This is a genomic window from Nitrobacter sp. NHB1 (assembly GCF_036964665.1).
Classification (GTDB): domain Bacteria; phylum Pseudomonadota; class Alphaproteobacteria; order Rhizobiales; family Xanthobacteraceae; genus Nitrobacter.
Genome location: NZ_JBAMDA010000001.1, coordinates 2,746,170 through 2,771,734 on the forward strand (window position 1 = coordinate 2,746,170; position 25,565 = coordinate 2,771,734).

Below are 25,565 nucleotides of genomic sequence, written 5' to 3' on the forward strand. Positions count from 1 at the left end.
GCATGGCCGACGGAACCAGTATTCCGCGCGACCGCTTCGGAGCGACGACGGCGTCACGGTCCCTCCTTGATCGCCCAGGAGACGCCGACCGTGACGCGCAGCGTCTCTTCGCCGGGCGCGATGGCGATGTCCGCGGCCATCGGCGCGGCGGCCCGGCGGTACATCACCGGCCCGGGTGATCCTTCTTCCGAAATGCTCAAGGGGGCGCCGAGCGTGACACCCGCCGCCTTGGCATAGATTTCCGCCTTGCGCCGCGCGTCGGCGATGGCCTGGGCGCGCGCGTCGTCGAGCAGCTTCGATGCGTTGGACACCATGAAATTGATGCCACCGATGTCGTTGGCGCCGGCCGCGGTCACCGCGTCGATCACGCCGGCGATCTTGGCGACGTCGCGCAGCTTGACGGTGACACGGTTGGTGGCGCGATAGCCGGTAAGGACGTTCGGACCCGAGCGGTTCTGATTGGCATATTGCGGCTGCAGCGACAGTCGCGAGGTCTGGTAGTCCTTCTCGGCAATTCCCGCGCTTTTCAGCGCCAGCAGCACCTTGCCCATGGCGGCGTTGTTGGCGTCGGAGGCTTCGCGCGCGGTCTTGGCGTCGGTGGTGACGCCCGCTTCGATCCGCGCGAGATCGGGCGGCACCGAGATCGTGGCTTCGCCGGTCACCGAGACCGTTGGCGGCGCCGCCGCTTCGGCTTGCGCCGGCATCGCCGCCAAAGCGGCGATGGCGGCAGCGGCGATCGTGAGGAGAATCCGGTTCTGCATGACGGCTCTCATTTCAGCGGCACATAGACGTTGATGACCAGATTGTCTTCCTCGGTCTTCAGCGGATCGGTCATGTACTCCTCGATGAAGGTATCCTTGGCCTCGAGCTTCTTGTCGTCAAGGTGGTTGGTGATCGCCTCATAGGTGTTGTCCATGTTGTCGTAGGAGCCGCGATGCACGAACTTCAGCGCCTTGCCCTCGGGTGATTTGCCCATGCGCATGTCCTTGGGCAGGTCCTTCAGCTCCTGATCGACCGGGACTTCCGCCAGAAACGAGAAGCCGGTGTCGTCGGTCGAGGTATAGACGATCATCATGTTGCCGGCGGCCTTGACGCCCTGCTTGTCGAGAACGGCCGTCAGCGACTTGAAGGAATCGATCAGCGTCTCGAATGCGGTGTCCCAGGTGGCGTTGTTTCTGAAAGTCAGGACAGTCTTCGGCGTCAGCGTGAATTCCTCGCCGAAGGGATCGGCGGTCTGCACCGGCGCGGTGACCGGCGGCTTCGGCGCCTCAGCGGTCGGGTTCTCCGGCGTCTGCACCTCGGCCGGGGGCGGGGTCGGTGTGGCCGGCGTTGTCGTTCCGGGCGGGGTTGGCGCGGCAGGGGTTGCGGGTGCCGTCGCGCCGGGAGGGGTCGCGGGCGGCGTCTGGGCCAGCACGGCGGAGAACCCGAGCGACAAGACCGCCGGAATCATCGCGATCGCGAGGCGGCGAAAGAGGCGGGGGCAATTCATTATAGAAGGTCTCCCTGATCGTGCTGGCCGATGTCCGCGAGACCCGGCCCTTAGCCGCTGTTACGGGCGGAATCATGCGATGCTTAACACGCGGCTCTGATATCCGTCCCATGACAGATATGTCATGCCGCATCGTGGCGGGTGTGGGGCACTGAGACGGATTTGTGTTAACGAGCGCGGATGCCGGTCGCACTGGCCAACCACCGTGCGTTCGCCATATAAAGCCGCGGAAGACGGATGTCGGAAAAATTGGACGCCGGATATGGGCGCGCTTGCAAACCACGCATTCAGCAAGATGAACGGCATCGGCAACGAGATCGTCGTGGTCGATCTGCGTGACCGTCCTGCGACGGTGACAGCCGAGGAGGCGCGCGCGGTCGCCTCGCCGGCCGGCGTGCCCTACGATCAGCTGATGGTGCTGCAGCCCCCGCGCCTGCCCGGCACCGAGGCTTTTGTCCGCATCTACAATAACGACGGCTCGGAAGCGAATGCCTGCGGCAACGGCATGCGTTGCGTGGCGCGCCAGTTGTTCAATGCCACCGGCAAGGCGGCGCTGACCTTCGAGACCCGCGCCGGGCTTTTGAATTGCTGGCAGGGTCCGGCGCCGGACCTCTACACGGTCGACATGGGACCGCCGAAGTTCGGCTGGCAGGATATTCCGCTGGCCGAGGAATTCCGCGATACCCGCTATATCGAATTGCAGGTCGGGCCGATCGATGCGCCGGTGCTGCATTCGCCGTCGGTAGTCAGCATGGGCAATCCGCACGCGATCTTCTGGGTCGACGACGTGAACGCCCATGACCTCGAACGCTTCGGGCCGCTGCTGGAGAATCATCCGATCTTCCCCGAGCGCGCCAACATCACGCTGGCGCATATCGAGGGTCGCGATCGCATCGTGATGCGGACCTGGGAGCGTGGCGCGGGCCTGACCAAGGCCTGCGGGTCGGCGGCCTGCGCGACCGCGGTGGCGGCGGCGCGGCTCAAGCGCGCCGACCGCGTTGTCGAGATGGTGCTCCCCGGTGGCGACCTGACCATCGAGTGGCGCGAGCGCGACGATCATGTGCTGATGACCGGTCCGGCGGTGTTCGAATATGCCGGCACGTTCGATCCGGCGCTGTTTGCGTCCGTGGCCTGATGTCTGTCGACGTCGTCACCTTCGGCTGCCGGCTCAATGCCTTCGAATCCGAAGTCATCCGCCGCAACGCGGACGATGCCGGACTTGATGATGTCATCGTCATCAACAGTTGCGCCGTCACCAACGAGGCGGTAGCCCAGGCGCGGCAATCGATCCGCCGGCTGAAGCGCGAGCGGCCGTCGGCGCGCATCGTCGTCACCGGCTGCGCGGCGCAGATCGAGCCGACGATGTTCGCGCAGATGACCGAGGTCGATCGCGTGATCGGCAACGACGACAAGATGCGCGGTGACACCTGGCGCGACGCGCGGACCGCATTCGCGGCAGTGGCCGATTTCGGGATCGCGAACGAGGAAAAAATCGCGGTCGCCGACATCATGGCGGTGACCGCGATGGCGCCGCATCTCGTCGATGGCTTTCAAGGCGGCCTGCCGCGCGCCTTCGTGCAGGTGCAGAACGGTTGTGACCATCGCTGCACCTTCTGCATTATTCCTTTCGGGCGCGGCAATTCGCGCTCGGTGCCGATGGGCGCGGTTGTCGATCAGGTGCGCGCGCTCGTCGAGGCCGGTCATGCCGAGATCGTGCTGACCGGCGTCGATCTCACGAGCTACGGCGCCGATCTGCCGGGCGCGCCGAGACTGGGCGGATTGGTCAAGCGGATACTGCGGCATGTGCCGGAAATGAGGCGACTGCGAATCTCGTCGATCGATTCGATCGAGGCGGACGGGGATCTGCTCGATGCAGTCGCGAACGAGGAGCGGCTGATGCCGCATCTGCATCTGTCGCTGCAATCCGGCGCCGACATGATCCTGAAGCGGATGAAGCGGCGGCATTCGCGTCGGGACGCCATCGATTTCTGTGCGCAGATCCGGCGGCTGAGGCCGGACATCGTCTTCGGCGCCGACATCATCGCCGGTTTTCCGACCGAGACCGATGACATGTTCGCGCGATCGCTCGACCTTGTCGCGGACTGCGATCTCACCTTCCTGCATGTGTTTCCCTACTCGCGGCGTCCGGGGACGCCGGCGGCGCGGATGCCACAGGTCGCGGGCGAGGTCATCAAAGACCGCGCCGGGCGGTTGCGTGCCGCCGCCGGAGCCGCGCTGCGGCGGCGGCTTGCCGCGGAGGTCGGCGCGACGCGTCAGGTGTTGATCGAAAGCGCCACCCAGGGCCGCACCGAGCATTTTTTGCCTGTGGCGATAGCGGAAGAGACCCCCGGCGCGGTGCGAACGCTGAGGGTGGTCGGGCACGACGGTGCGCGACTGCTGGTGTGATTTAGGCCTTGCGTTTCGGCGCGACGGCGAATGCGCGCCGAGCGGCCTGTCGTCATGGTGAATCTCAGAGCCGGTTGGCCGGACTCTGTTAACGATCGTCTCCGAGTTTTGCCGGCCTGGACGGAACCAGGCCGGCGCGGCGCGATTGATGTGGGACATCGTCAGGGCGGGGCGCGGCTGTTAAATAGTAAAGGCCGGCCAAAGTTGCGAACGGCTTCATTCTCCATGATTTCCGGGTGGGCATGTGGTTCGGCTGGGTTTCGTTATCGGCTTTATCGCGGTCATCGGAGTTTTGCTCTCCGGAATTGCGGCCTGGCGTGGGTATGAACAGGAGTTGGCAGTCGACAGGATCGCGCTGTCACGCGCGATCGACGTCCATGCCAGCCTGGTTCAGGAGCGTCTCATCGAGCGAGAACTGCTGGCGCGGGTCGCATCGGGATTGTTTCGGTCGCCCTCGGCGGTGAGAGCCAATATGCTCCATCCGTTGCGCACTTCGATTTATGCCTTCAAGACCGATTTCGCTGTCGCCGGCTGGGTTGCACGTCTTCATCCGGGCGAACTCCCGCAGGCTCATGCCGCGCTGGCGTCGGCTGGATTTCCGAATCCGCAAATCCGGAGTTTTGACGACAAGCCGCGCGATCTGCGTTCGCTCGACAAACCGATCGACGTGGTGATGGACGTTGAGCCGCAAAACGCGGAAACGGCCGCATTTCCGGGCCGCTCGCTCGACCAGGACCCGATCCTGGGGCCGATGTTCGCCCATGCGATGCAGACGAAAACGTCGGTCGTATCGGATCCGATCCATCTGCTGCGGCCCGATGGGCCGATCGGGCTGGTTATCGCCACGCCGGTTTTCGAGGAGGGAAGCGAGACGCCGGCAGGCTTTATTACCTTTTCATATCGACTCGCGTCGTTGATGCTGACAAACGACGAGCTGTCGCTGTTCTCCGTTGTCCTGAAAGATCCGCGAAATCCACGCTCGGAATTGATCGCCGACGACAGCGGCAATGTCACGTCACGCCTCAGGCAGCCGGGCGATCCCGTTCCGCTGGTGCTCCGGACGGAGACCTTCGGCGGACGGGACTGGTCGCTCGGCTATTACCCGAAAAACAATGCGATCCATCGCGCGCGAAGACTGGCCGCGGTGGTGGCCGCGATCGGTCTTGCGCTGACAAGCATCATTTGCGGCCTGTTCGGATATGTCGCCTATAACAACCTGCGGCTGAGCCGCGAAATCCAGGTTCGGATCGGCTTCGAGCGGCGGTTGACCGCCGTGATCGATGAACTCAATCACCGGGTCAAAAACATTCTTGCGGTGATTCAATCGATCGTCACGCGTACGCTGCGGCACGGCTCCGACATCGAAGTCGCCCGCGAACTGCTGATCGGCCGGATCCATGCCATGTCCAACGTGGTCTCGCTGCTCAGCGAGAGCCAGTGGCAGGGGGTGAAACTCAAGGGACTGTTCGAGGCGCGCGCAATCCCCAACGCCGACCGCATCGCGGTCAACGGTCCGGACATCTCCGTGAGCGCGCGCGCAGCGCAAAGCCTCTCATTGTTGTTCTTCGAACTGGCGTCGCATTCCGACGAGGGACTGTCGCTGGTCGGCAAGCATCCGCATATCGTCGTGCATTGGGCAGTTGAGGGCGAGGGCAGCGAGGCGATGTTTCGTTTTCGGTGGGAGGAATTCAATACCAGTGCAGCGACCCGCCGCGAGGACAGCGATTTTGGCATCATCCTGCTGGACCGCGTTGCCCCGGAGGCGTTGGGCGGCATTTCCAAGCGGTATTTCACCGAGGCGAGCTATGTCTATGAACTCGTCGCTCCCATGGAGACCGTCGTGGATGTGACTGAGAGAGATCGCACGACGCAAATATCCGCGCCTATCACGTCCGTTACCGATCAAGCCGGTTAAAGAGGTGGGCCGCAGGGATCGCAGCCGTCCCGAGCGGTTGTTGCCGTGGGGCCTTGATGTTTGGGCTATCGGCCGCTGCCGATCACGGCCCGGACGGTGTCGTCCGGGCCAAAATCCTCGGTACCGTCGACGTAAAGCAGGGCGCTCAGTTTCGATCGCGCGCGGTTGACGCGGCTCTTGATGGTGCCGACAGCGCATCCGCAGATCTTCGCGGCGTCCTCGTAGGAGAATCCCGAAGCGCCCACGAGGATCAAGGCTTCGCGCTGATCCTGCGGCAGCTTGTCGAGCGCCGCGCGGAATTCCTCGAATTCCAGATGGGCGTTCTGGTTCGGCTGCGATTTCAACGTTTTCGCATAGCTGCCATCGGAATCCTCGACCTCGCGCCGCCGCTTGCGGTAGTCCGAGCGGAACAGGTTGCGCAGGATCGTGAACAGCCACGCCGGAAGGTTCGACCCCGGCTGAAACGAATCGATGTTGGCGAGCGCGCGGAGCAGGGTTTCCTGCACCAGGTCGTCGGCACGGTCGCCATTTCCGCTCAGCGAAATCGCGAATGCGCGCAGATTCGGTACCGATGCCAGGATGTCCTCGCGTAGTGAATCTGTGAGAGGCATTTAGTCCCTCCCGTCGTTTTTTGTATCGAAGTCGCCCGTAGAGGTTATTTGTGGATTTTCCGGCCCCGATGCATCGAGCTTTCGAATTAATTCTGCGAACCGGTCCGGGACACCCTGCCTCACGACATCGTCATACATGGCGCGAAGCTGATGCCCGATTCTGGACTGAATCTCGGCATTGAGGCCGCTTTTGCCGGTCGATGGCTTTGTATCTTTCATCATTGCGCGCCCAGGGTTCAAGATATTGAAAAACCGAGATATTCCCCGTTTTGTTACACCGTTTTCACGGAACTTGTATGGAGCCTAATTCAAAGCCGGAGCGAAAGTTCCGGGGGCAGGGAACTTTTGTCATGCTGGGGCGTAGACTACGCGGCGGCGGATCGGGATCCGCCGTTGCGCCGTGCGTCGCCTAAAGCCGTGCGTCGTCTAAAGACGAGAGGCTTGATCCCGAGAGCTGTTTTCAAAAAGGATGGATGGGGATGTTTCGATCACAGGTCGTCGCCGAACATTTGCCGCTCTTGCGACGGTATGCCCGCGCCCTGACGGGAAATCAGGCGTCCGGAGACGCCTATGTCGGAGCCATGCTGGAGGCACTGCTCCAGGACCCTGCGCTGCTCGACGAGCGGCATGGGCCGCGGGCGGGGTTGTTTCGGCTGTTCACCCAAATCTGGAATTCGGTTTCGATCAACGACGACACCGACGAGGTGCCGGCGGCGGCACCGACGGAGCGGCGGCTGACGAATATCACGCCGCTGCCGCGTCAGGCGTTCCTGCTGCTGTCGCTGGAAGGTTTTTCGGAGGAGGAGGCTGCGTTTGTTCTGCATGCCGACGTCGCCGAAGTTCGCAAGCTGAGCGATATTGCCGGCCGCGAAATGGCGGCGGAAATCGCAACCGACGTCCTGATTATCGAGGATGAGACGTTCATCGCGATGGATCTGGAGAGTCTTGTCAAGAATCTCGGACATCGTGTGATCGGCGTCGCACGCACCCATGCCGACGCGGTTGCCCTGGCGAAAACCAGGAAACCCGGTCTCATTCTGGCGGATATCCAGCTCGCCGACGGCAGTTCCGGACTGGACGCCGTTAACGAACTCCTGCGCGGCGCCGAGGTGCCGGTTGTCTTCATCACGGCCTATCCCGAACGCTTTCTGACCGGCGAGCGGCCCGAGCCGGCATTCCTCATCTCCAAGCCATTCCAGCCCGCCATGGTCTCGGCGGTAGCCAGCCAGGCGCTGTTTTTCCAGCGGAATTCGCGCAACCGGGAGCCACGCGCCGCCGCATCCTGATCGCGGCTGCACACCATCGTTATCCAGCCTGCGTATCCAGCTTGCGGCACGGACCGTGTCCCGTCCTTAAGGTTTCAAACGTCCGGCCGCCGCGCGCGCAAAAAAGACGCGGCTGGCATTGCCAATAGCCGCGTCTTTATCGCCGGTCGGTGGGGGGCTGGAGAACGACTGGCTGCCGAGACAACGCGAGCACCCGAGAAGCGTTCCGCACCGCGCTTTTTCGAAACCGTTAACTGAACGATGTCTTGCGAACCGCGTTGTTGCTTCGCGGTTCTGATCCACAATCGCGATGCGCGACAACTTGGTGTCGTGGCGGCGAGAGGACAATGGATGAGGCAACGATGTTTCAGGTATCGGTGGGAGTTCTCGGTGCTTTGGCAGCGGTAGTGCTGCCTCTCGGTGCGGTGCAGTTCGCGGGCGATCTCGCCAGCGGTAACGATGTCGCCGCTGAGGTTGTCAATCGCGCGGTCAAGGCCGATCGCGGCATTGTTCGGTTGTCGCACAGCGAGGGCCGGACTGTTTCCGTTCGGCTGGAAAGTCTGCCGGATACGTCGATCGTATTGCGGATTCCGGGAAGCTCCCGCCTGGAAGCAGGCGACCACGTCATGAAGCCGGGCGTCATGAAGCCGGACTCCGGCCGCGTGCCCGCGACGCAGGTCAGACGGATGATCGCGTGCGAACCGGTGGTGAGTGCTCTGACTGACATTGCCAGGCAGCTTCAGCCCGGTCGTTGCATGACGTGAGGTTTTGCTGTCGGGAAGTTTTGTCGTTGTCCGAAAATCAGGTGTTGTCGCTGGCATCGCCATCGTCATCGCGGTCCCGTCGGCCCGCGAGCAGTCCCAGCGCCAGGCCGCCGACGGCCAGGATCGGAATCAGCTTCTTGACGCCGATCGCGCGCACCAGCTGAAGCCCCGCCGTCACCAGCATCGGATCGGCGAGAAGGCTTTGTGCCGCCGACTTGGCTGTCTTGGCCGCGCGTTTCTTCATGGCATTTCGCCGGATCGCATAGGTCGCGACCGCGATCAGGGTGATCAGGAAGAAGATCGCCGCGCCGGTCAGGCAAGCCTCGATCAGACCGTAGTTTTGGAGCACGAAGACGAACGCGGCGGCACACAGGAACAGGAGTGTGACGAAGCCCGCGAAAACCGCCACCCCGGCGAGGGACGTGAGCCGCAGGGCATTGCCTGCGCTCTCCTTGAAGTCATCGATTGCCCGCTGAAACATCAATGCCTCGCCCGACTCGAAATCAACTGTTCGGATAAACCGCTCGCGCGACCAAGCCGGCGGCGACCACAGGATATCCGCGGCCCCGCCAACCCGATCAGCAGAAATCACCAGCGCCAAAAATCATCGGCGCCAGGTTACGCCGATCAAAAATCCCAGTCCGATCGCAAGTCCCACTGTTGCGAGGGGCCGCTGCTGGATCGCCTCCTCGAGCGTGTCCTCGATCGAGGATACGGCGTTTTGCGCCGCATCGATGGCCGCGTTGCCGCGCTCCGACACGTCGGAGAGGACGGAGTCCACGTTGGCCCTGGCCTGCTTGTAGCCGCGGCGAGTCTGCTTCTTGGCGGTGCCGGTCAACGTACCGAGCGCGTCGGAGACCTGATCGGCCAAGGCGGCAATATCGCTTTTCACGGATGATAAATCCTTTTCAAGGCGTTCGTAGGTCGCTTTCATCGCATCCTCGCCGTCGCTGCTCGCCATCCAATGCTCCTGAAAACTGAAGGGATATGGCAAACCAACGTGCCGTCGCGGCTTAGGTTCCGCGATGCGGTCGTCTGCCCGGCAGGTTGCCTCCACCGCGTTGTGCGCCTTTCGATGGAACTTTCAGGCCTTATCTGGATTGCCTCGCGCGCCAAATATCGCGAGGGCGCTTTCTCCGTTTGAAATCTTGCGATCAATTTTGGGGAGCAACAATGCTCATCAGCATCCTGATTACGCTGCTTGTCGTTGTTCTTGTTCTGTATTTCATCAGTCTGACGCCGCTCGACGGCCGCGCCAAGCAGATCGCTCGCGCCGTCGTCATCGGGATCGGCATCGTCTCGGCACTGAGATATCTTCCGCTGTTCTGAGGCAAGTGCCGACGGCGCCGAGGTGAGACAAACAAAAATGCCCCCGGCATCGCACCGGGGGCATTTCATTTTATTCGCAGGACCGACCTGTCAGCCGCCCGCCTTGGACTCCGCCTTGGCCTCGCGCCGCCGCTCGGTCAGGATGAATTCGGTATAGCCGTTCGGCTGCTCGCGACCCTTGAACACGAGATCGCAGGCCGCCTTGAAGGCGACGCCGTCGAACGTCGGCGCCATCGGCATATAGTGGGGATCGCCGGCGTTCTGCTTGTCGACGACGACGGCCATGCGCTTCAGCGAGTCCATCGCCTGATCGCTGGTGACGATGCCCTGATGCAGCCAGTTCGCGAGATGCTGGCTGGAGATGCGCAGCGTGGCGCGATCTTCCATCAGGCCGACGTCGTGGATATCAGGCACCTTCGAGCAGCCGACCCCCTGGTCGATCCAGCGCACCACGTAACCGAGAATGCCCTGGCAGTTGTTGTCGATCTCCTGCTTCACATCGTCGGGCGCCCAGTTCGATTGCGACACCGGGATGGTGAGGAGGTCGGACAGCTTTGCGCGCCGGCCGCCGGCTTTCAATTCCTGTTGGCGCTTGAGCACGTCGACCTGATGATAGTGCAGGGCGTGCAGCGTCGCCGCGGTCGGCGAGGGCACCCATGCGGTGGTGGCGCCGGCTTGCGGGTGATTGATTTTCTGCGCCAGCATGTCGGCCATTCGGTCGGGCGCGGCCCACATGCCCTTGCCGATCTGGGCGTGGCCGGGCAGGCCGTCGATCAGACCGATGTCGACATTCCAGTCCTCGTAGCCCTTCATCCACGGCTGCGTCTTCATTTCGTTCTTGCGGATCATCGGACCGGCTTCCATCGAGGTATGGATCTCGTCGCCGGTGCGGTCGAGGAAGCCGGTGTTGATGAAGCAGACGCGCTTCGAGGCGTTCTGGATGCAGGCCTTGAGGTTGACGGTGGTGCGGCGCTCCTCGTCCATGATGCCGATCTTGAGGGTGTTCTCCGGCAGTCCGAGCATGGTCTCGACGCGGGCGAACAACTCGCAGGTCAGCGCGACTTCATCGGGGCCGTGCATCTTCGGCTTGACGATGTAGACCGAGCCTGTCCGGCTGTTCCTCGTCTTCGAGTTGCCGTTGAGATCGTGGATCGCGAGCAGGCCTGATACCGCGGCGTCCAGCATACCTTCCGATATTTCAGTGCCGTTTTCATCCAGCGCCGCATCGGTGACCATGTGATGGCCGACGTTGCGCATCAAGAGCAGGCTGCGCCCGTGCAGGGCGATCTCCTTGCCATTGGCTGACGTGTAGATGCGGTCAGCGTTGAGGGCGCGGATGACGGTCTTGCCGCCCTTTTCGAAAGTGTCGGTGAGGGTGCCGTTCATCAGGCCGAGCGTATTGCGATACACCACAACCTTGTCGTCGGCGTCGACGGCGGCGACGCTGTCCTCCATGTCGAGGATGGTACTGACGGCGGCCTCGACGATCACGTCGGCGACGCCGGCGCGATCGTCCTTGCCGATCGCGTGGACGCGATCGATCTGGATATCGATATGCAGGCCGTGGTTGACGAGCAGGATCGCGGACGGCGCGCCCGCATCGCCCTGATAGCCAGCGAATTGCGCAACCGTCTTCAGGCCGGTGGCGTCACCGTTGTTGAGTTTCGCCGACAGGCGTCCGTTGGCGACGCTGTAGCCGGTCACGTCGCCGTGGCTGCCGGCCGAAAGCGGTGCGGCGGAATCGAGGAAGCCCTTGGCCCTGGCGATCACCTTGTCGCCGCGTGCCTTGTCGTATCCCTTCGCCTCATTGGGCTCGTGTGGAATGGCATCGGTGCCATACAAAGCATCGTAGAGGCTGCCCCAGCGCGCATTGGCGGCATTCAGCGCGTAACGGGCGTTGGTCAGCGGCACTACCAGTTGCGGTCCGCAGATTTTTCCGATCTCGTCGTCGACGTTGGCGGTCTCGACCGCATGGGTCGCGGGCTCTGGCAACAGATAGCCGATCTCTTTCAGGAACGCCGTGTAGGCGGCCATGTCGAACGGCTTGCCCTTGCCGGCGCGATGCCAGCCGTCGATCTTCGCTTGCAGCATATCGCGCACCGCGAGCAACGCGCGGTTTCGCGGTCCGAGATCGCGGACGATGGCGGCAAGCCCGGCCCAGAAGGCATCCGGGGCAATGCCAGTCCGGGGCGTGGCCTCGCTGGCGATAAAATCGAACAGGACCGGCGCGATCTTCAGTCCGTGGGCGTCAATGCGGGTCATTGTCGGGCTTCTCGCGTGAAACGGCGACAGGTGCGCGGTTTCAAGGTCGGGTTGCCGAAATTCGGCTTCCATTGCCTTTTAGCGCCAAAGCGGGCGCCGTGAGCCCCTACAAAAGGTGAATAATCGCATACAGAGTCAACCGGGTGCCGTCCCCCCTACGATTGGCGGCGGTCATCCGGTCGAACGCCTGCAGAATGTCGCAAGCTCAGATGTTGGCGGCGACGTCGGTCAGGTCGTCGAACAGAATGCCGGTTCGGATCAGCATCCGCTCGATCTCCTCAGTGGCGTCGGCCACCGTGCACGATGAGGTATCGATGGTCAGCTCCACGGTTTCCGGCGCCTGATAGTCGTTCCCGATGCCGGTGAAGCCGTGCAGGACGCCGGCGCGCGCCTTGGCGTAATGCCCCTTGGGATCGCGGCGCTCGCAGACGTCGGCTGGCGTCGCGACATAAATCTCTCGGAAGGCGGTATCGGCGATGCGTCGCGCCGCGGCGCGATCCTCGCGCGCCGGGGAGACCGCGGCGACAATCGCGACGTGACCGTTGCGCGCAAGATGCGTGGCGACCTCCGCGAGCCGGCGGATATTTTCGGCACGGTCTTGCGGCGAGAATCCGAGGTCGCCGTTCAGCCCGGCGCGCAACGTGTCGCCGTCGAGCAGAACCGGCGAGCCGCCGTCGCCGAACAGTTTGCGTTCGAGCGCGCGGGCCAGGGTCGATTTGCCCGAGCCCGGCAATCCCGTCAGCCAGATCACGGCGCCGTTGTGGCGATAGCGGGCGGACCGCTCGTCCGGCCGCAGCGCGGATTCCACCGGCACGATATCGACCGGAACCGCGCGCTGTCCCGCATCGACGCTGAGCACGAGACCGCCGCCGGCGATGCGTCCCTGGACTTCGATCACGAGGCGACCGGTGCGGGGATTGTCGAGGTAGGGGTCGGCGGCGAGCGGCTGCGCCAGCGAGATGTCGATTTCGCCGACGTGATTGCGCGCGATCGCCTTTGCCTCGGCGCTCGACAGCTCGCCGGGATCGACGGCTTTCTCGATCGCCACGACGACGGCGCGCGTTTCCTTGTTGCCGAGTCGCAGCAGAATGGATGCGCCGGCCGCGAGCGGCGTCTCGTGCAGCCAGAAGATGCGCGCGCGAATCCGTCGCGTATCGCGCGGCGCCGACCCGACATGGGCGATGACGTCGCCGCGCTCGAGAAACAGTTCACGGTCGAGCGTGATGCCGACGGATCGGCCGGCGCCTTGCGCGCCCGTCGGGCTTGAGGGCCAGCCTTCGACGCTGCGGATTTTTGCGATCTTGCCGGCCGGCATGATTACGATCTCGTCGCCAGCGGTCAAACCACCTGATTCGATGCGGCCGGCCACGATCCGCCGGTCGTCGAACTTGTAGATCGCCTGCACCGGCAGACGCAGCGCCAGCTCATTCAGTGGGCGTGCCGGTTGCAGCGCGTCGAGGGCTTCGACCACGGTGGGACCGCTGTACCAGCCGATCTTCGCGGTTCGTTCGGACACGCCGTCGCCATCGCGGGCCGAAATCGGAATCACCGCCGTCGGCGCGAGGCCAAGGCCGGTCAGATGCGCGGAAATCTCGTCGCGGATGGCGTTGAAGCGTTCCGCGCTGAAATCGACGCGGTCCATCTTGTTGACGACGACAGCGACCTGTCTGACGCCGAGCAGATGCAGCAGATAGCCGTGCCGCCGGGTCTGGTCGCGCACGCCTTCCAGCGCGTCGATGATCAGCACGGCGCCGTCGGCTTGCGCCGCGCCGGTGATCATGTTGCGCAGGAATTCGGCGTGGCCGGGGGCGTCGATCAGAACCACGTCGCGCGAACGGGTGCGGAAGCGGATTTGCGTGGTGTCGATGGTGATGCCCTGATCGCGCTCGGTCTGCAGCGCATCCAGCAGGAACGACCATTCGAACGGCATGCCGCGCCGGGCGCTGACGGCTTTCAGCATTTCGAGCTTGCCGTCGGGCAGGCTGCCGGTCTCGTGCAGCAGCCGTCCGACCAGCGTCGACTTGCCGTGATCGACGTGGCCGACGATGACGATGCTGACCTGGGGACGGGTGGTGCCGTTCGGCGTCGCGAGGGCGGCGTTCGGCGCGATGGTGGGGGCGATCATGTTCATCGGAAGCGCTCGATTCGATACAGGTCAGAGATAGCCGGCGACGCGAAGTCGCTCGAAAGCGTCTTCGGTTTCATGGTCGAGCGCGCGTCCGGCGCGTTCGGGGATTTTGGTGCCGTCGAGTTCGATCAGGATCTCGTCGATGGTCGTCGCGGTCGAAGCGACGGGGAAGGTGATGTCGGAGTCGCCCAGCGAGCGGTAGCGTTTGCCGTCCTTCGCCAGATAGAGCGAAATGATCGGGATGTTCTCGCGCTTGGTGTAGGCCCAGATATCCGCCTCGGTCCACTGCAGGATCGGATGGATGCGTAAGTGCGCGCCCGGTGGCGGCGAGGCGTTGAAGTGATCCCAGAACTCCGGCGGCTGGTCGCGCACGTCCCATCCGCCTTCGGTGCCGCGCGGCGAAAACACCCGCTCCTTGGCGCGGGTCGCTTCCTCGTCCCGGCGGATGCCGGCGATCAGCCCGTCGAAGCCGTATTTGTTCAGCGCAAGCTTCAGCCCCTCGGTTTTGCGTGCGGCGGAGCGCGCGGCCGGCGGCAAGGTCGGGTCGATCGCCTCGATCGGCGGGCAGTAATCAACCTTGAGGTCGAGACCCCATTCCTTGGCGTAGCGCTCGCGAAACGCGTACATCTCGGGGAATTTCTTCTCGGTGTCGACGTGCAGCGCCGGGAACGGCACCCGGCCGAAGAAGGCCTTGCGCGCCAGCCAGATCATCACGTTGGAATCCTTGCCGAGCGACCACAGCAGCGCAAGCTTCTTCAGGCGGGCGAAGGCTTCCCGGAAAATGTAGATGCTCTGCGCTTCAAGCGCATCGAGGTGGTCCATTTCAGGCTGCATGGCCTGCTCCTTGCTTCGTGCGCGGTCGACTGCCGTGCCGCTGACCGTCGAGGTCAGCGGCCGCCAGAATTGTGGATTTCGGAGGGTGAGAAGATGCATCTCTTCCGTGCGGTGTTTGGAAGTAGAAAATTCTATACTTTTGTACCCGCATGGAAGAAATAATTTTCTGTTTGATGAGCTTGCAAGATACATAAATAGAAAATAATTTCAGTCAACCCTTGCCGACGCAAAGCAGAAGAAAAGCAGACAGAGTCGAATGAAATTCCTCCCGATCTTTCTTGATTCCCATGCCGGTCCGATCCTTCTGGTCGGAGCGGGCGATCCGGTGCGGGCCAGGCTGCGCCTCTTGCTCGCCGCGGGCGCGCGCGTGCGCTGGCATGCAACCGACGGCGACTTCGCGGTCGCCGGTCTCGATGCCGCCGCCGCATCGCGCATCGAGCGTGTGGAAGCCGATCCCGGCACGGGCAACTTCGGCGGGATCATTGCGGTATTTTGCGCCGGCGCCGGCGAGATCGGCGTGACGGTAGCGGCGCGCGCGCGCGCGTCCGGTCTGCCCGTCAACGTGATGGATGACCTCGCGCATTCGAGTTTCATCGTTCCGGCGATCGTCGATCGTGGCGACGTGGTGGTGGCGGTCGGCACCGGCGGTGCGTCGCCCGTCGTGGCGCGCCGCGTGCGCGAACGCATCGAAGCGCTGTTGCCGGCGCGAATCGGCGACCTCGCGGCCTTGATCGGGCGTTGGCGCAGGTCGATTCATGACCGCATTCCCGACATGCCGTTGCGCCGCCGTTTTTGGGAGCGCGTGGTCGATGGCCCGATCGGCGCGGCGGTTCTCGCCGGCCACTCCGATGAGGCCGAAGGCTCGCTGCAAGCGATTGCCGATCCGTCCGTCTATGCGGGCGCATCTGCTCCCGGCGATATCGAAGGCTGCGTCACCCTGGTCGGCGCCGGGCCGGGCGATCCGGATCTGCTCACCATCAAGGCGCTGCGCGCGTTACAGGACGCCGACATCGTATTCTACGACGAGTTGGTCTCGCCGGAGATTCTCGATCGCGCCCGCCGCGACGCGGTGCGCGTCCCGGTGGGGCGCCGCGTCGGCAAGCCCGGCATCGGGCAGGACGCCATCAACCGGTTGCTGATCGATGCCGCAAAATCCGGGCAGCGTGCCGTGCGCCTCAAGGGCGGCGACCCCTTCATTTTCGGCCGCGGCGGCGAAGAGATCGAGGCGCTGCGCGAGGAAGGCGTCGCGTGTTCGGTCATTCCAGGAATTACGGCCGGGCTCGGCGCGGCTGCGGAATCCGAACTGCCGCTGACCTTCCGCCATGAGGCGCTGCGCGTCACCTTCCTCACCGCGCACAAGGCGCGGGATGCTTCGAGCGTCGACTGGTCGGCGCTGACCGACCGCAAGATGACGGTGGTCGTCTACATGGGAATCACGGCGGCCAGCGCGATTCGTGACGGCCTGCTGGCGGCCGGGCGTTCGCCGGAAACTCCGGTCGGCGTGTTCGCGCGCGCCACCCGTCCCGATGCCAAATCCGTCGTCGGCACGCTGGATCGTCTGCCGGCGCTGGTTCGCGACGTCGACGGCGGACCTGCCATCCTCGTGATCGGCGACGTCGTATCGCACTCCGCGCCATGGCGCAACGCGAGTTCGAATCCCCTGTTTCATGCATTTCAGATGGCCGCCGAATGACTCCTTCGCTCGAACAGAAGGGCGTTGCGGTAGGCGCCATGGCGCAACCCGCAGCAGCGGCAGGGACTCCCGCATTGCCGCCCGCGGCGGCGCTCAACGACGCGTTGCGCGACGCCCGGCCTGCGGACGTGATCGCCGCGGCGCTGCGCACGGTCGGGCGCGACCGGCTGGCGCTGGTGTCGTCGTTCGGCACCGAGTCGGCGGCGCTGTTGAAGGTGATGGCGGACGTCGATCCGGCCATTCCCGTGATCTTTCTCGACACCGGATGGTTGTTCGAGGAGACGCTGGCCTATCGCGACACCTTGATCGCCGCGCTCGGTTTGACGGATGTTCGGTCCATTCAGCCATCTGAGGATGTGCTGAACCGCGAAGATCCCGATCGCGAGTTGTGGTTCTCCGATCCGGATGCCTGCTGCCGCATCCGCAAAGTGGAGCCGCTTGCGCGCGCGCTGCAGCCGTTCGACGCCTGGATCAACGGCCGCAAGCGGTTTCAGGGTGGCCTGCGCGCCGACATTCCATTCGTGGAAGATGACGGCGCCCGGCTGAAGTTCAATCCGTTCGCGAACGCCTCGCGCGCTGACATCGAGGCGATCTATGCGTCGGCGAAGCTGCCGCCGCACCCGCTCGTCGCATCGGGATTCCTCTCGGTCGGATGCATGCCGTGCACCTCGCGCGCGACCGCGGACGAAGACGCGCGCGCCGGTCGCTGGCGCGGCAGAGCCAAGACCGAATGCGGCATCCACACGATGAAGACTTCGTAGAGGAATGACTCTGCGGCGCTGTAAACATTGAAATGTGGTTTCGTTGACTAAGGCGCGCCGTTTGAGGAGTTTTATTCATACGCCTCTGGCGATTGTCGCATGAGCGGGCCTTATGGAGACTAAAATGCTTCGTCGCATCCTTGTTGTCCTCGCCGGATTGATCTGGGCCGGTTCTGCGTATGCTGCCGACGTGTCGTTATTGAATGTCTCATACGATCCGACGCGCGAGCTCTACGTGGAGTTCAACAAGGCGTTTGCGACGCACTATCAGAAAGAAACCGGCAAGAGCGTCGAGATCAAGCAGTCCCATGGCGGGTCCGGAAAGCAGGCGCGATCGGTGATCGACGGCTTGCAGGCCGACGTGGTTACTCTCGCGCTCGCCTATGATATCGACGCGATTGCCGAGCGGGGACTGCTGGCCAAGGACTGGCAGAAGCGGTTGCCGCGGAATTCCTCGCCCTATACGTCGACTATCGTTTTCCTGGTGCGCAAGGGCAATCCCAAGGGTATCAAGGACTGGGACGATCTGATCAAGCCCGGCGTCAGCGTCGTTACGCCGAACCCGAAGACCTCTGGCGGTGCGCGCTGGAATTATCTGGCCGCGTGGGGATATGCGTTGAAGAAATTCGGTGGAGAGGACAAGGCGAGACAATTTGTCGCCGATATCTACACACATGTCCCGGTGCTCGATACCGGCGCGCGTGGTTCGACCGTCACCTTCGTCGAGCGCGGTGTCGGCGACGTGTTGCTCGCCTGGGAGAACGAAGCCTTTCTGGCGCTCAAGGAGTTCGGAAAGGACAAATTCGAGATCGTGGTGCCGTCGATTTCCATTCTGGCGGAACCGCCGGTCGCCGTCGTCGACAAAGTAGTGGACAGGAAGGGAACGCGCGCCGTTGCCGAGGCATATCTGAAGTATTGGTATACCCCGGAAGCGCAGGAGATCGCCGCGCGCAATTTCTACCGTCCGACCGATCCCGAAGTGATGAAGAAGTATGCCGATGCATTTCCCAAAGTCGAGCTGTTCACGATCGACGACGTGTTCGGCGGTTGGACCAAGGCGCAGAAGGTCCACTTCAGCGAAGGCGGCGTCTTCGATCAGATCTACCAGAACTGATGCGACGGGGCGGAGCAGAACAACGTGAAAGGAGGATCGGGACGACGACGGACCCTGCCGGGATTCGGCCTCACCATGGGGCTGACGCTCACATGGCTCGGGATTATCGTTCTGATTCCTCTCGCCGGGCTGTTTCTCAAATCGTTCGAATTGAGCTTCGCCCAGTTCGTTGACATCGTCACCAGCCGGCGAACATTGAATGCGCTGAAGATCTCGTTCGGGCTCGCGTTTCTCGCCGCGCTGGTCAATCTGGTGATGGGCAGCATCATTGTCTGGGCGCTGGTGCGTTACCGGTTTCCCGGGCGTCGCATCCTGGACGCGATCGTCGACATTCCGTTCGCGCTCCCGACCGCCGTCGCGGGCATCGCGCTGACGACGCTGTTTGCGCAGAACGGCTGGCTCGGCGCGCCGCTGGCCGAGCTCGGCATCAAGGTCGCGTTCACGCCGCTCGGCATCTTCGTCGCGATGGTGTTCATCGGCATTCCCTTCGTGGTGCGCACCGTGCAGCCGGTGCTGATCGATCTCGATCCGGAGATCGAGGAGGCCGCCGCGAGCCTCGGCGCCAGCCGCTGGCAGACGGTGTGGCGGGTGATTCTGCCGAGCCTTTTTCCCGCGCTGCTGACAGGCTTTGCGCTCGCATTCGCACGCGCGGTCGGCGAATACGGTTCGGTGATCTTCATCGCCGGCAATCTGCCGAACGTGTCGGAGATTGCGCCGCTCCTGATCGTGATACGGCTGTCCGAATTCCGCTATGCCGATGCCACCGCGATCGCCGTCGTGATGCTGGTGGTGGCGTTTCTGGTCATCTTCGTCATCAATCGCCTGCAACGCTGGGCGCAACTGCGCGTCCCGGCGCATTAGAGGTGACGCCGATGTCCGAAACCGCGATCGCGATTCCGCTTGAGCGCACCGACGCCCGCTCCGAACCGCGCTGGGTGCGCGGTCTGCTGATCGGCCTCACCATCCTGTTTCTTTCGGTGTTCATCGTGTTGCCGCTGGCGATCGTGTTCGCGGAAGCATTCGCCAGAGGGGCGCACGCCTATCTCGCCGCGCTTGCCGATCCCGAAGCGCAGTCGGCGATCGTGCTGACGCTGATCGTCGCGGCGATTTCGGTCGGTCTCAATCTATTTTTCGGGGTGATCGCCGCCTGGGCGATCGCAAAATTCGAGTTTCGCGGTAAGACGCTCCTGATCTCGCTGGTCGATCTGCCGTTCTCGGTGAGCCCGGTCATTTCCGGTCTGGTGTTCGTGCTGTTGTTCGGCGCGCAGGGCTTTGTCGGACCATGGTTGCAGGACCACAACATCCAGCTTCTGTTTGCGCTGCCGGGCATCGCGCTGGCAACGACCTTCGTGACCTTTCCATTCGTGTCGCGCGCGCTGATTCCGCTGATGCAGGAGCAGGGGACGGCGGAAGAGGAGGCGGCCCTGTCGCTTGGCGCTTCGGGGTTGCAGACATTCTTCCGCGTCACGCTGCCGAACATCAAGTGGGGGTTGCTGTACGGCGTGCTGCTTTGCAATGCCCGCGCGATGGGCGAATTCGGAGCGGTGTCCGTCGTCTCCGGTCACATCCGCGGCGAGACCAACACCATGCCGCTGCTGGTCGAAATCCTCTACAACGAATATCAGTTCGTATCGGCGTTCGCGGTCGCTTCGCTGCTGGCCATGCTGGCGCTGGTCACCCTGGTGGCGAAGACCGTTCTGGAACGAAATCTCGACGAAGGACAACGACCGAGTGACCATTGAAGTCCGCAATATCGTGAAAAAGTTCGGGACCTTCGCCGCGCTGGACCATGTCGATCTCAAGGTTCCGCACGGCGAACTGATGGCGCTGCTCGGGCCGTCGGGGTCCGGCAAGACCACGCTGCTGCGCATCATCGCGGGGCTCGACTGGCCGGATTCCGGAGATGTCTCGTTCGACGGCGAGAACGCGCTGGCGCGCGGCGCAGGCGAGCGGAACGTCGGGTTCGTCTTCCAGCATTATGCGCTGTTCCGCCACATGACGGTGTTCGAGAACGTCGCATTCGGTTTGCGGGTCCAGCCTCGCGCCGTTCGCAAGGATGAAGCGGGCATCCGCGCGCGCGTCAAGGAACTGCTCGACCTCGTCCAGCTCGACTGGCTGTCCGGCCGTTACCCGGGCCAGCTCTCGGGCGGCCAGCGTCAGCGTATCGCGCTGGCGCGCGCGCTTGCGATCGAGCCGCGCGTCCTGTTGCTCGACGAGCCGTTCGGCGCGCTCGACGCCAAGGTGCGCAAGGAGCTGCGGACGTGGCTGCGCTCGTTGCACGAGGAAATCAACGTCACTTCCATCTTCGTGACCCACGATCAGGAGGAGGCGCTCGAAGTCGCCAACAGCGTGGTGGTGATGGACAAGGGGCGCATCGAGCAGATCGGAACGCCGAGCGATGTCTATGACAATCCGCAGACGGCGTTCGTGCACGGCTTTATCGGCGAGTCGATCGTTCTGCCGGTCGATGTTGATGACGGCTTTGTCCGGCTCGGCGACACGCCGCTGAATATCGCCGCGGAGCACGGCAGTTCGGGGCCGTCGAAACTGTTCGTTCGCCGCCACGACATGCAGATCAGTCCGCCCGGCTGGGGCGGTCTCGAAGGAACCGTGCGGCGGGTGCGGACCTTCGGTCCGATCCAGCGGGCCGATATCGCAGTGTCCGACGGCCGGAGCGAAACCATCGTTGAAATCGACGCGCCGCGCGACCGCGAGCTTCGCGATGGCGAGGTCGTCGGCCTGCGACCCCGGCGCTACCGCATTTTCGCGGACCCGAGGTGAGATCGTTCACCTTTCAGCCACGGTTGGTATGCAACAACTCCGGTTGATTGGGGAACTAGCGGTCCGATTCTAACATTCGCATCTCGTTTCAGCGCGTCTTCTTGCGAATGTTAGAAATCGAAGGACCACTAGCAAATATAAGTTGCTCGTGTCCTTTTGAATCCGAAGTTCGCTACGGAGGGCGCAGCGCAGTGAGGCGAACTTCGGATTCGGGACACGAGAATGATCCGCACCTTTGCCGCGATTCTCGGCCTTCTGGCTCTGGCCGGATGCGCCGCGGACAAGCCGCCTCCGGAGCAGCCGGCGTTCTATCTCGACATGGCCCACGGCGGAGCCAAGCTGGATTCCGCTGTCGCGGCGTCGATGATTTCCGGCTATCGCGCCAATAACGGCCTTGGCCCGGTGACGGTCGATCCGGAACTGATGCAGGTCGCCGAAACGCAATCGATGGCGATGGCCAAACGCAACAAGATGGATCACGACGTGGCCGGGAAGCTGCCCAAGCGGCTGGCGGCGGCGGGCTATCCGGCGACGCTGGCGGTCGAGAATATCGGCGCCGGCTATCACACCCTCGCCGAGGCGTTCTCGGGCTGGCGCGATTCGCCCCCCCACCGGGCGAATATGCTGAAGAACGGCGTCACAAAATTGGGCATTGCCGCGACCTATGCTCCGGGCACCAAATACAAGGTGTTCTGGGCGCTGGTTCTGGCTTCCACCGACGAGCGATAACCGTTGCGTGATACGCGGTCAGCTCTGCGCTGATTGACGCGAGCGCGAACCGACGCCACGGTAGGCCTGCGGCAATTGACTTGCGGGTCTGATGGATTCCATGTCCCCCGAACCGGCTTCATCGGCAATACCGGCGCGGGCGCGGTGCGTGCTGGTGCTTCAGGGTGGCGGCGCGCTCGGCTCCTATCAGGCCGGCGCCTATCAGGCGCTCGGCCGGCACGATTTCGAGCCGGAATGGGTCGCCGGCATCTCGATCGGCGCGATCAACGCCGCGATCATCGCGGGCAACCCGCGCGACAAGCGCGTCGAACGTCTCAGGGAATTCTGGGAACTGGCCTCGTCGCCGGCCCCATTGCAGGCGATGCTGCCGGATAACCGCGCGCATTCGCTGTTCAGCGAGACCAGCGCCGCCATGATCGCGGCATTCGGTGTGCCCGGCTTTTTCACGCCGCGCCTTCCGCCGGCGCAGTTCTGGCCGTCGGCCAACCCGCAATCCCTGAGCTATTACGACACCGCGCCATTGCGCGCGACGCTGGAGCGGCTGGTGGATTTCGACCGCATCAATCGCGGGGCGACGCGGCTCAGCGTCGGCGCGGTAAATGTCGCGACCGGCAACTTCACCTATTTCGACAACACCCGGCAGAAGATCGGTCCCGAGCATATCCTGGCATCTGGCGCGCTGCCGCCCGGTTTCCCGGCAATCGAGATCGATGGCGAATACTACTGGGACGGCGGCATCGCCTCGAACACGCCGCTGGATTACGTGCTGGATCAGGGGGCCGCGTCCGATCTTTTGATCTTTCAGGTCGATCTGTTCAGCGCGCGCGGGCCGTTGCCGACCACGCTGCTGGAGGCCGCCGAGCGCGAAAAGGACATTCGCTACTCCAGCCGGACCCGCATGAACACCGACAAGAACAAGCAGATCCACAACGCGCGCAAGGCGGTGCGCGACCTGATTTCGAAACTGCCGGCCGATCTCGAGGACGATCCTTCGGTCCAATTCCTCAGGCGCGCGGCCAGGGAAAACACCGTCACGGTGGTTCACCTGATCTATCGCCGCAAGAATTACGAGGCCTCGCTGAAGGATTACGATTTTTCGCGCCTCAACATGACCGAGCACTGGTCCTCCGGCGAACATGACGTCGATCTCTCGATGCGTCATCCGGAGTGGCTCCGGCGTCCGCAGGCCGGCGACACCATGGTGACCTACGACCTCACCGCCGAGGATTATGGCCAGCCGTCGCACAGTTCGGGCACATCATCTGAATCGGACAGGAGAACAGAATGACGAACCTGAAAGGCAGGACCGCGGTCGTGACCGGCTCGACCAGCGGCATCGGCCTCGCCTATGCCCGCGCCTTCGCCGGCGCCGGCGCCAATATCGTGATCAACGGGTTCGGTGCGCCGGCCGACATCGAGAAGGAGCGCTCCGCCATCGAGACCGAGTTCAAGGTCAGGGCGGTCCATTCGCCCGCCGACATGACCAAGCCTGCCGAGATCGCCGGCATGATTGCGCTCGGCGAAACCACCTTCGGCTCGGTCGATATTCTCGTCAACAATGCGGGCATCCAGTTCGTGGCGCCGATCGAGGAGTTTCCCGTCGAGAAGTGGGACGCGATCATCGCCATCAACCTGTCGTCGGCGTTCCACGCCATCCGCGCCGCCGTTCCCGGCATGAAGACGCGCGGCTGGGGCCGCATCATCAACACCGCCTCGGCGCATTCGCTGGTGGCGTCGCCCTTCAAGTCGGCCTACGTCTCCGCCAAGCACGGCATCGCCGGCCTCACCAAGACGGTGGCGCTGGAGCTTGCGACCCACAAGATCACCTGCAACTGCATCAGCCCCGGCTATGTCTGGACGCCGCTGGTCGAGAAGCAGATCCCCGACACCATGAAGGCGCGCGACATGACCAAGGAGCAGGTTATCAACGACGTGCTGCTCGCCGCGCAGCCGACCAAGCAGTTCGTCACCGTGGAGCAGGTTGCCGCCCTGGCGCTCTATCTGTGCGGCGACGATGCCAGCCAGATCACCGGAAGCAACCTGTCGATCGACGGCGGCTGGACGGCGGAGTAGGCGACGAGGCATTGCGTTTCGGGGAGAGCCTCGATCAGCCCCGCCGCTTCCCGAACGCCAGCACATGCAGTCCGAGCTTGCGGCGCACGATCCAGAACAGCAGCACCGTCTCGAATGCCAGCGATATCGACGTGGCGGCGGCGGCGCCGTGGCCGCCGTAGCGCGGGACAAACGCGAAGCACAGCGCGGCGTTCATGCCGAAGGCCAGCGCATAGGCCGCCGCGCAGGCGTGCTGGTGGCCGAGCATGTTGAGCAGCCGCTCGACCGGGCCGATCGCGGAGCGGACCACGAGCCCGATCGCGGCAATGAACATGATGCTGTAGCCGGTGACGAATTGCGGGCCGAACAGCCACAGCATCGGCTTGCCGAGCGCGAGCAGCAGCAGCGTCGCGGCGAGCGACGGCCAGAACGTCCACTTGATCGCATGTGCGACATAGGCCGCGAGCCGCTCGCGGTCGCCGGCCGCGTGATATTCGGTGAAGCGGTGCGCCGTCGTCGCCGACATCGCATAGTGGATGAACGAGACCAGCGCCAGCGTCTTGACGACGGCGAAGTAAACGCCGACCTCCTCGGAGGAGCGGAACTGCTGCAACACCAGCACGTCGGTGTAGGACAACAAGAGATAAAAGCTTTCGACCAGCAGGATCGGCAGCGAGACCGAGAGCCAGCCGCGGAAATCATAGGCCCTGGGTCCCGGTGTAATGACGGTGCCGAGCCGGCGGTTGAGCACGATCATCTGGCCGATCATGGCGAACCATACCGCGGCCGCGCTCGCCAGCATCGCGATGGTGGCGCCGAGACGGAAGCCGAGCACGAACGCGCCAGCCGTGAAGCCGATGATCAGCGACTGCCGCACAATGAATTGCGGCATCAGCCCGAGTCGCATCCAGTCGTGCGAGCGCGCAATGCCGTCCTGCATGTTGGCGACCACGAAGGCTGGCAGTATCAGGCAACCGAGATAGAGCGGCATGACGCTCGCCGGGTCGAGCCTTGGCGATAGCGTCGTCACGAGATATGCGAGCAGCAGCGCAATCAGAGAAGACACGACGAATGTCATCCAGCGGCTGCCGCTCAAAAATCCGCGCAGCCGGGCGTCGTCGCCGCTCGCACGATATTCCGGAATGATCTTCTGCGCGGAGGCCGAGGTGCCGAAGTCCATCATGCTGCCGAGCAACAGCACCCAGGTCCAGACGTAAACGTAGATGCCGTAGTCGGAGCCGCCCATCCAGCGCGCGAGCAGGATCTGCGCGACATAGGCGAGGCCGGCGCTGATGACGCGAATGATGAAGATCGTGCCGGCGAGGCGCTTGGTCAGCGAAGCCTCGTTCGAGCCGTCCAGCGTTGCGCGCAACCGCCCGATCAGGCCGGACGATCGCCTCGCAGGTGCGGTTGGGGTGTCCGTTACGGCCAC

25 protein-coding genes are annotated in these 25,565 nt (G+C 63.6%); 15 read left to right on the top strand and 10 right to left on the bottom strand.

Going from position 1 to position 25,565, the window contains the following annotated elements; genetic code table 11:
* Positions 1–53: 53 nt before the first annotated feature.
* Positions 54–773: an SIMPL domain-containing protein gene (locus V4R08_RS12780; RefSeq protein ID WP_335579693.1), complete on the bottom strand. Its 720-nt coding sequence runs from the start codon at positions 771–773 to the stop codon at positions 54–56.
* On the bottom strand, positions 770–1,489 hold the full coding sequence (locus V4R08_RS12785; protein WP_335579694.1) for a GyrI-like domain-containing protein: 720 nt from the start codon (positions 1,487–1,489) through the stop codon (positions 770–772). The genes V4R08_RS12780 and V4R08_RS12785 overlap by 4 nt, the downstream gene beginning before the upstream one ends.
* Before the next feature lie 262 nt (positions 1,490–1,751).
* Here V4R08_RS12785 and dapF point away from each other — a divergent pair, with 262 nt between their 5' ends.
* The 3 genes from dapF to V4R08_RS12800 all read left to right on the top strand — a co-directional run bounded on the left by dapF (position 1,752) and on the right by V4R08_RS12800 (position 5,810).
* Entirely contained in the window at positions 1,752–2,624 is an 873-nt protein-coding gene (gene dapF / locus V4R08_RS12790) for a diaminopimelate epimerase (protein WP_335579695.1), read from the top strand.
* Positions 2,624–3,895 (top strand): tRNA (N(6)-L-threonylcarbamoyladenosine(37)-C(2))-methylthiotransferase MtaB, encoded by a 1,272-nt coding sequence (gene mtaB, locus V4R08_RS12795; RefSeq protein WP_335579696.1) that lies wholly within the window; start codon positions 2,624–2,626, stop codon positions 3,893–3,895. The genes dapF and mtaB overlap by 1 nt, the downstream gene beginning before the upstream one ends.
* A gap of 244 nt (positions 3,896–4,139) precedes the next feature.
* Positions 4,140–5,810 (top strand): CHASE domain-containing protein, encoded by a 1,671-nt coding sequence (locus tag V4R08_RS12800; protein ID WP_335579697.1) that lies wholly within the window; start codon positions 4,140–4,142, stop codon positions 5,808–5,810.
* A 65-nt stretch (positions 5,811–5,875) separates the two neighbouring features.
* Here V4R08_RS12800 and V4R08_RS12805 read toward each other — a convergent pair whose 3' ends face one another.
* Together V4R08_RS12805 and V4R08_RS12810 are read right to left on the bottom strand one after the other, a co-directional pair.
* Positions 5,876–6,421 carry a sigma-70 family RNA polymerase sigma factor gene (locus tag V4R08_RS12805; RefSeq protein WP_335579698.1) on the bottom strand — a complete coding sequence of 182 codons (546 nt, stop codon included), beginning with the start codon at positions 6,419–6,421 and terminating at the stop codon, positions 5,876–5,878.
* Entirely contained in the window at positions 6,422–6,640 is a 219-nt protein-coding gene (locus V4R08_RS12810) for a NepR family anti-sigma factor (protein WP_335579699.1), read from the bottom strand.
* Between the two features lie 260 nt (positions 6,641–6,900).
* On the opposite strand from V4R08_RS12810, the gene V4R08_RS12815 reads away from it, so the two are divergent.
* Together V4R08_RS12815 and V4R08_RS12820 are read left to right on the top strand one after the other, a co-directional pair.
* Positions 6,901–7,707, top strand: a complete 807-nt coding sequence (locus V4R08_RS12815) for a response regulator (RefSeq protein WP_335579700.1) — start codon at positions 6,901–6,903, stop codon at positions 7,705–7,707.
* Positions 7,708–8,033: 326 nt separating this feature from the next.
* Positions 8,034–8,450 (top strand): hypothetical protein, encoded by a 417-nt coding sequence (locus V4R08_RS12820; protein WP_335579701.1) that lies wholly within the window; start codon positions 8,034–8,036, stop codon positions 8,448–8,450.
* Positions 8,451–8,487: 37 nt separating this feature from the next.
* On the opposite strand, the gene V4R08_RS12825 is transcribed toward V4R08_RS12820, so the two are convergent.
* A complete protein-coding gene (locus V4R08_RS12825; protein WP_335579702.1) occupies positions 8,488–8,931 on the bottom strand; it encodes a hypothetical protein in 444 nt (147 codons plus the stop codon).
* Positions 8,932–9,054: 123 nt separating this feature from the next.
* Positions 9,055–9,411, bottom strand: a complete 357-nt coding sequence (locus V4R08_RS12830; protein ID WP_335579703.1) for an ElaB/YgaM/YqjD family protein — start codon at positions 9,409–9,411, stop codon at positions 9,055–9,057.
* Positions 9,412–9,623: 212 nt separating this feature from the next.
* Here V4R08_RS12830 and V4R08_RS12835 point away from each other — a divergent pair, with 212 nt between their 5' ends.
* Positions 9,624–9,779 carry a Thivi_2564 family membrane protein gene (locus V4R08_RS12835; protein ID WP_335579704.1) on the top strand — a complete coding sequence of 52 codons (156 nt, stop codon included), beginning with the start codon at positions 9,624–9,626 and terminating at the stop codon, positions 9,777–9,779.
* Between the two features lie 90 nt (positions 9,780–9,869).
* On the opposite strand, the gene V4R08_RS12840 is transcribed toward V4R08_RS12835, so the two are convergent.
* The 3 genes from V4R08_RS12840 to cysD all read right to left on the bottom strand — a co-directional run bounded on the left by V4R08_RS12840 (position 9,870) and on the right by cysD (position 15,003).
* On the bottom strand, positions 9,870–12,041 hold the full coding sequence (locus V4R08_RS12840) for a malate synthase G (RefSeq protein ID WP_335579705.1): 2,172 nt from the start codon (positions 12,039–12,041) through the stop codon (positions 9,870–9,872).
* Between the two features lie 205 nt (positions 12,042–12,246).
* A complete protein-coding gene (cysC, locus tag V4R08_RS12845) occupies positions 12,247–14,172 on the bottom strand; it encodes an adenylyl-sulfate kinase (protein WP_335579706.1) in 1,926 nt (641 codons plus the stop codon).
* Positions 14,173–14,196: 24 nt separating this feature from the next.
* Positions 14,197–15,003, bottom strand: a complete 807-nt coding sequence (cysD, locus tag V4R08_RS12850; protein WP_335580281.1) for a sulfate adenylyltransferase subunit CysD — start codon at positions 15,001–15,003, stop codon at positions 14,197–14,199.
* Between the two features lie 256 nt (positions 15,004–15,259).
* Here cysD and cysG point away from each other — a divergent pair, with 256 nt between their 5' ends.
* The 9 genes from cysG (at position 15,260) to V4R08_RS12895 (ending at position 24,154) form a co-directional block, all read left to right on the top strand.
* A complete protein-coding gene (cysG, locus tag V4R08_RS12855) occupies positions 15,260–16,696 on the top strand; it encodes a siroheme synthase CysG (RefSeq protein WP_335579707.1) in 1,437 nt (478 codons plus the stop codon).
* A gap of 38 nt (positions 16,697–16,734) precedes the next feature.
* On the top strand, positions 16,735–17,457 hold the full coding sequence (locus tag V4R08_RS12860) for a phosphoadenylyl-sulfate reductase (protein ID WP_335580282.1): 723 nt from the start codon (positions 16,735–16,737) through the stop codon (positions 17,455–17,457).
* 124 nt (positions 17,458–17,581) lie between these two features.
* Complete coding sequence (locus V4R08_RS12865; protein WP_335579708.1) at positions 17,582–18,571, top strand: sulfate ABC transporter substrate-binding protein; 990 nt, start codon at positions 17,582–17,584, stop codon at positions 18,569–18,571.
* 75 nt (positions 18,572–18,646) lie between these two features.
* A complete protein-coding gene (gene cysT, locus V4R08_RS12870) occupies positions 18,647–19,432 on the top strand; it encodes a sulfate ABC transporter permease subunit CysT (protein WP_442935687.1) in 786 nt (261 codons plus the stop codon).
* 11 nt (positions 19,433–19,443) lie between these two features.
* Positions 19,444–20,313: a sulfate ABC transporter permease subunit CysW gene (gene cysW / locus V4R08_RS12875; RefSeq protein WP_335579710.1), complete on the top strand. Its 870-nt coding sequence runs from the start codon at positions 19,444–19,446 to the stop codon at positions 20,311–20,313.
* Positions 20,303–21,352, top strand: a complete 1,050-nt coding sequence (locus tag V4R08_RS12880; protein WP_335579711.1) for a sulfate/molybdate ABC transporter ATP-binding protein — start codon at positions 20,303–20,305, stop codon at positions 21,350–21,352. Before cysW ends, V4R08_RS12880 begins: the two co-directional genes overlap by 11 nt.
* 222 nt (positions 21,353–21,574) lie before the next feature.
* Positions 21,575–22,081: a CAP domain-containing protein gene (locus tag V4R08_RS12885; protein WP_335579712.1), complete on the top strand. Its 507-nt coding sequence runs from the start codon at positions 21,575–21,577 to the stop codon at positions 22,079–22,081.
* A 91-nt stretch (positions 22,082–22,172) separates the two neighbouring features.
* Positions 22,173–23,369: a DUF3734 domain-containing protein gene (locus V4R08_RS12890; RefSeq protein WP_335579713.1), complete on the top strand. Its 1,197-nt coding sequence runs from the start codon at positions 22,173–22,175 to the stop codon at positions 23,367–23,369.
* Entirely contained in the window at positions 23,366–24,154 is a 789-nt protein-coding gene (locus V4R08_RS12895) for a 3-hydroxybutyrate dehydrogenase (protein ID WP_335579714.1), read from the top strand. Before V4R08_RS12890 ends, V4R08_RS12895 begins: the two co-directional genes overlap by 4 nt.
* A gap of 34 nt (positions 24,155–24,188) precedes the next feature.
* Here V4R08_RS12895 and V4R08_RS12900 read toward each other — a convergent pair whose 3' ends face one another.
* The gene (locus V4R08_RS12900) at positions 24,189–25,565 is read right to left on the bottom strand and encodes a flippase (protein WP_335579715.1); all 1,377 of its coding nucleotides are present in this window, start codon (positions 25,563–25,565) and stop codon (positions 24,189–24,191) included.

Excerpts from the sequence above, each read along its gene's own strand:
- cysT (WP_442935687.1), top strand. The coding sequence starts at position 18,647 with ATGGGGCTGACGCTCACATGGCTCGGGATTATCGTTCTGATTCCTCTC.
- V4R08_RS12890 (WP_335579713.1), top strand. The coding sequence starts at position 22,173 with ATGGATTCCATGTCCCCCGAACCGGCTTCATCGGCAATACCGGCGCGG.
- V4R08_RS12865 (WP_335579708.1), top strand. The coding sequence starts at position 17,582 with ATGCTTCGTCGCATCCTTGTTGTCCTCGCCGGATTGATCTGGGCCGGT.
- V4R08_RS12825 (WP_335579702.1), bottom strand. The coding sequence starts at position 8,931 with ATGTTTCAGCGGGCAATCGATGACTTCAAGGAGAGCGCAGGCAATGCC.
- cysW (WP_335579710.1), top strand. The coding sequence starts at position 19,444 with ATGTCCGAAACCGCGATCGCGATTCCGCTTGAGCGCACCGACGCCCGC.
- V4R08_RS12840 (WP_335579705.1), bottom strand. The coding sequence starts at position 12,041 with ATGACCCGCATTGACGCCCACGGACTGAAGATCGCGCCGGTCCTGTTC.
- mtaB (WP_335579696.1), top strand. The coding sequence starts at position 2,624 with ATGTCTGTCGACGTCGTCACCTTCGGCTGCCGGCTCAATGCCTTCGAA.
- cysD (WP_335580281.1), bottom strand. The coding sequence starts at position 15,003 with ATGCAGCCTGAAATGGACCACCTCGATGCGCTTGAAGCGCAGAGCATC.
- V4R08_RS12895 (WP_335579714.1), top strand. The coding sequence starts at position 23,366 with ATGACGAACCTGAAAGGCAGGACCGCGGTCGTGACCGGCTCGACCAGC.
- V4R08_RS12835 (WP_335579704.1), top strand. The coding sequence starts at position 9,624 with ATGCTCATCAGCATCCTGATTACGCTGCTTGTCGTTGTTCTTGTTCTG.
- dapF (WP_335579695.1), top strand. The coding sequence starts at position 1,752 with ATGGGCGCGCTTGCAAACCACGCATTCAGCAAGATGAACGGCATCGGC.
- V4R08_RS12885 (WP_335579712.1), top strand. The coding sequence starts at position 21,575 with ATGATCCGCACCTTTGCCGCGATTCTCGGCCTTCTGGCTCTGGCCGGA.
- V4R08_RS12780 (WP_335579693.1), bottom strand. The coding sequence starts at position 773 with ATGAGAGCCGTCATGCAGAACCGGATTCTCCTCACGATCGCCGCTGCC.
- V4R08_RS12830 (WP_335579703.1), bottom strand. The coding sequence starts at position 9,411 with ATGGCGAGCAGCGACGGCGAGGATGCGATGAAAGCGACCTACGAACGC.
- V4R08_RS12810 (WP_335579699.1), bottom strand. The coding sequence starts at position 6,640 with ATGAAAGATACAAAGCCATCGACCGGCAAAAGCGGCCTCAATGCCGAG.
- V4R08_RS12820 (WP_335579701.1), top strand. The coding sequence starts at position 8,034 with ATGGATGAGGCAACGATGTTTCAGGTATCGGTGGGAGTTCTCGGTGCT.
- V4R08_RS12860 (WP_335580282.1), top strand. The coding sequence starts at position 16,735 with ATGGCGCAACCCGCAGCAGCGGCAGGGACTCCCGCATTGCCGCCCGCG.
- cysC (WP_335579706.1), bottom strand. The coding sequence starts at position 14,172 with ATGAACATGATCGCCCCCACCATCGCGCCGAACGCCGCCCTCGCGACG.
- cysG (WP_335579707.1), top strand. The coding sequence starts at position 15,260 with ATGAAATTCCTCCCGATCTTTCTTGATTCCCATGCCGGTCCGATCCTT.
- V4R08_RS12815 (WP_335579700.1), top strand. The coding sequence starts at position 6,901 with ATGTTTCGATCACAGGTCGTCGCCGAACATTTGCCGCTCTTGCGACGG.
- V4R08_RS12785 (WP_335579694.1), bottom strand. The coding sequence starts at position 1,489 with ATGAATTGCCCCCGCCTCTTTCGCCGCCTCGCGATCGCGATGATTCCG.
- V4R08_RS12805 (WP_335579698.1), bottom strand. The coding sequence starts at position 6,421 with ATGCCTCTCACAGATTCACTACGCGAGGACATCCTGGCATCGGTACCG.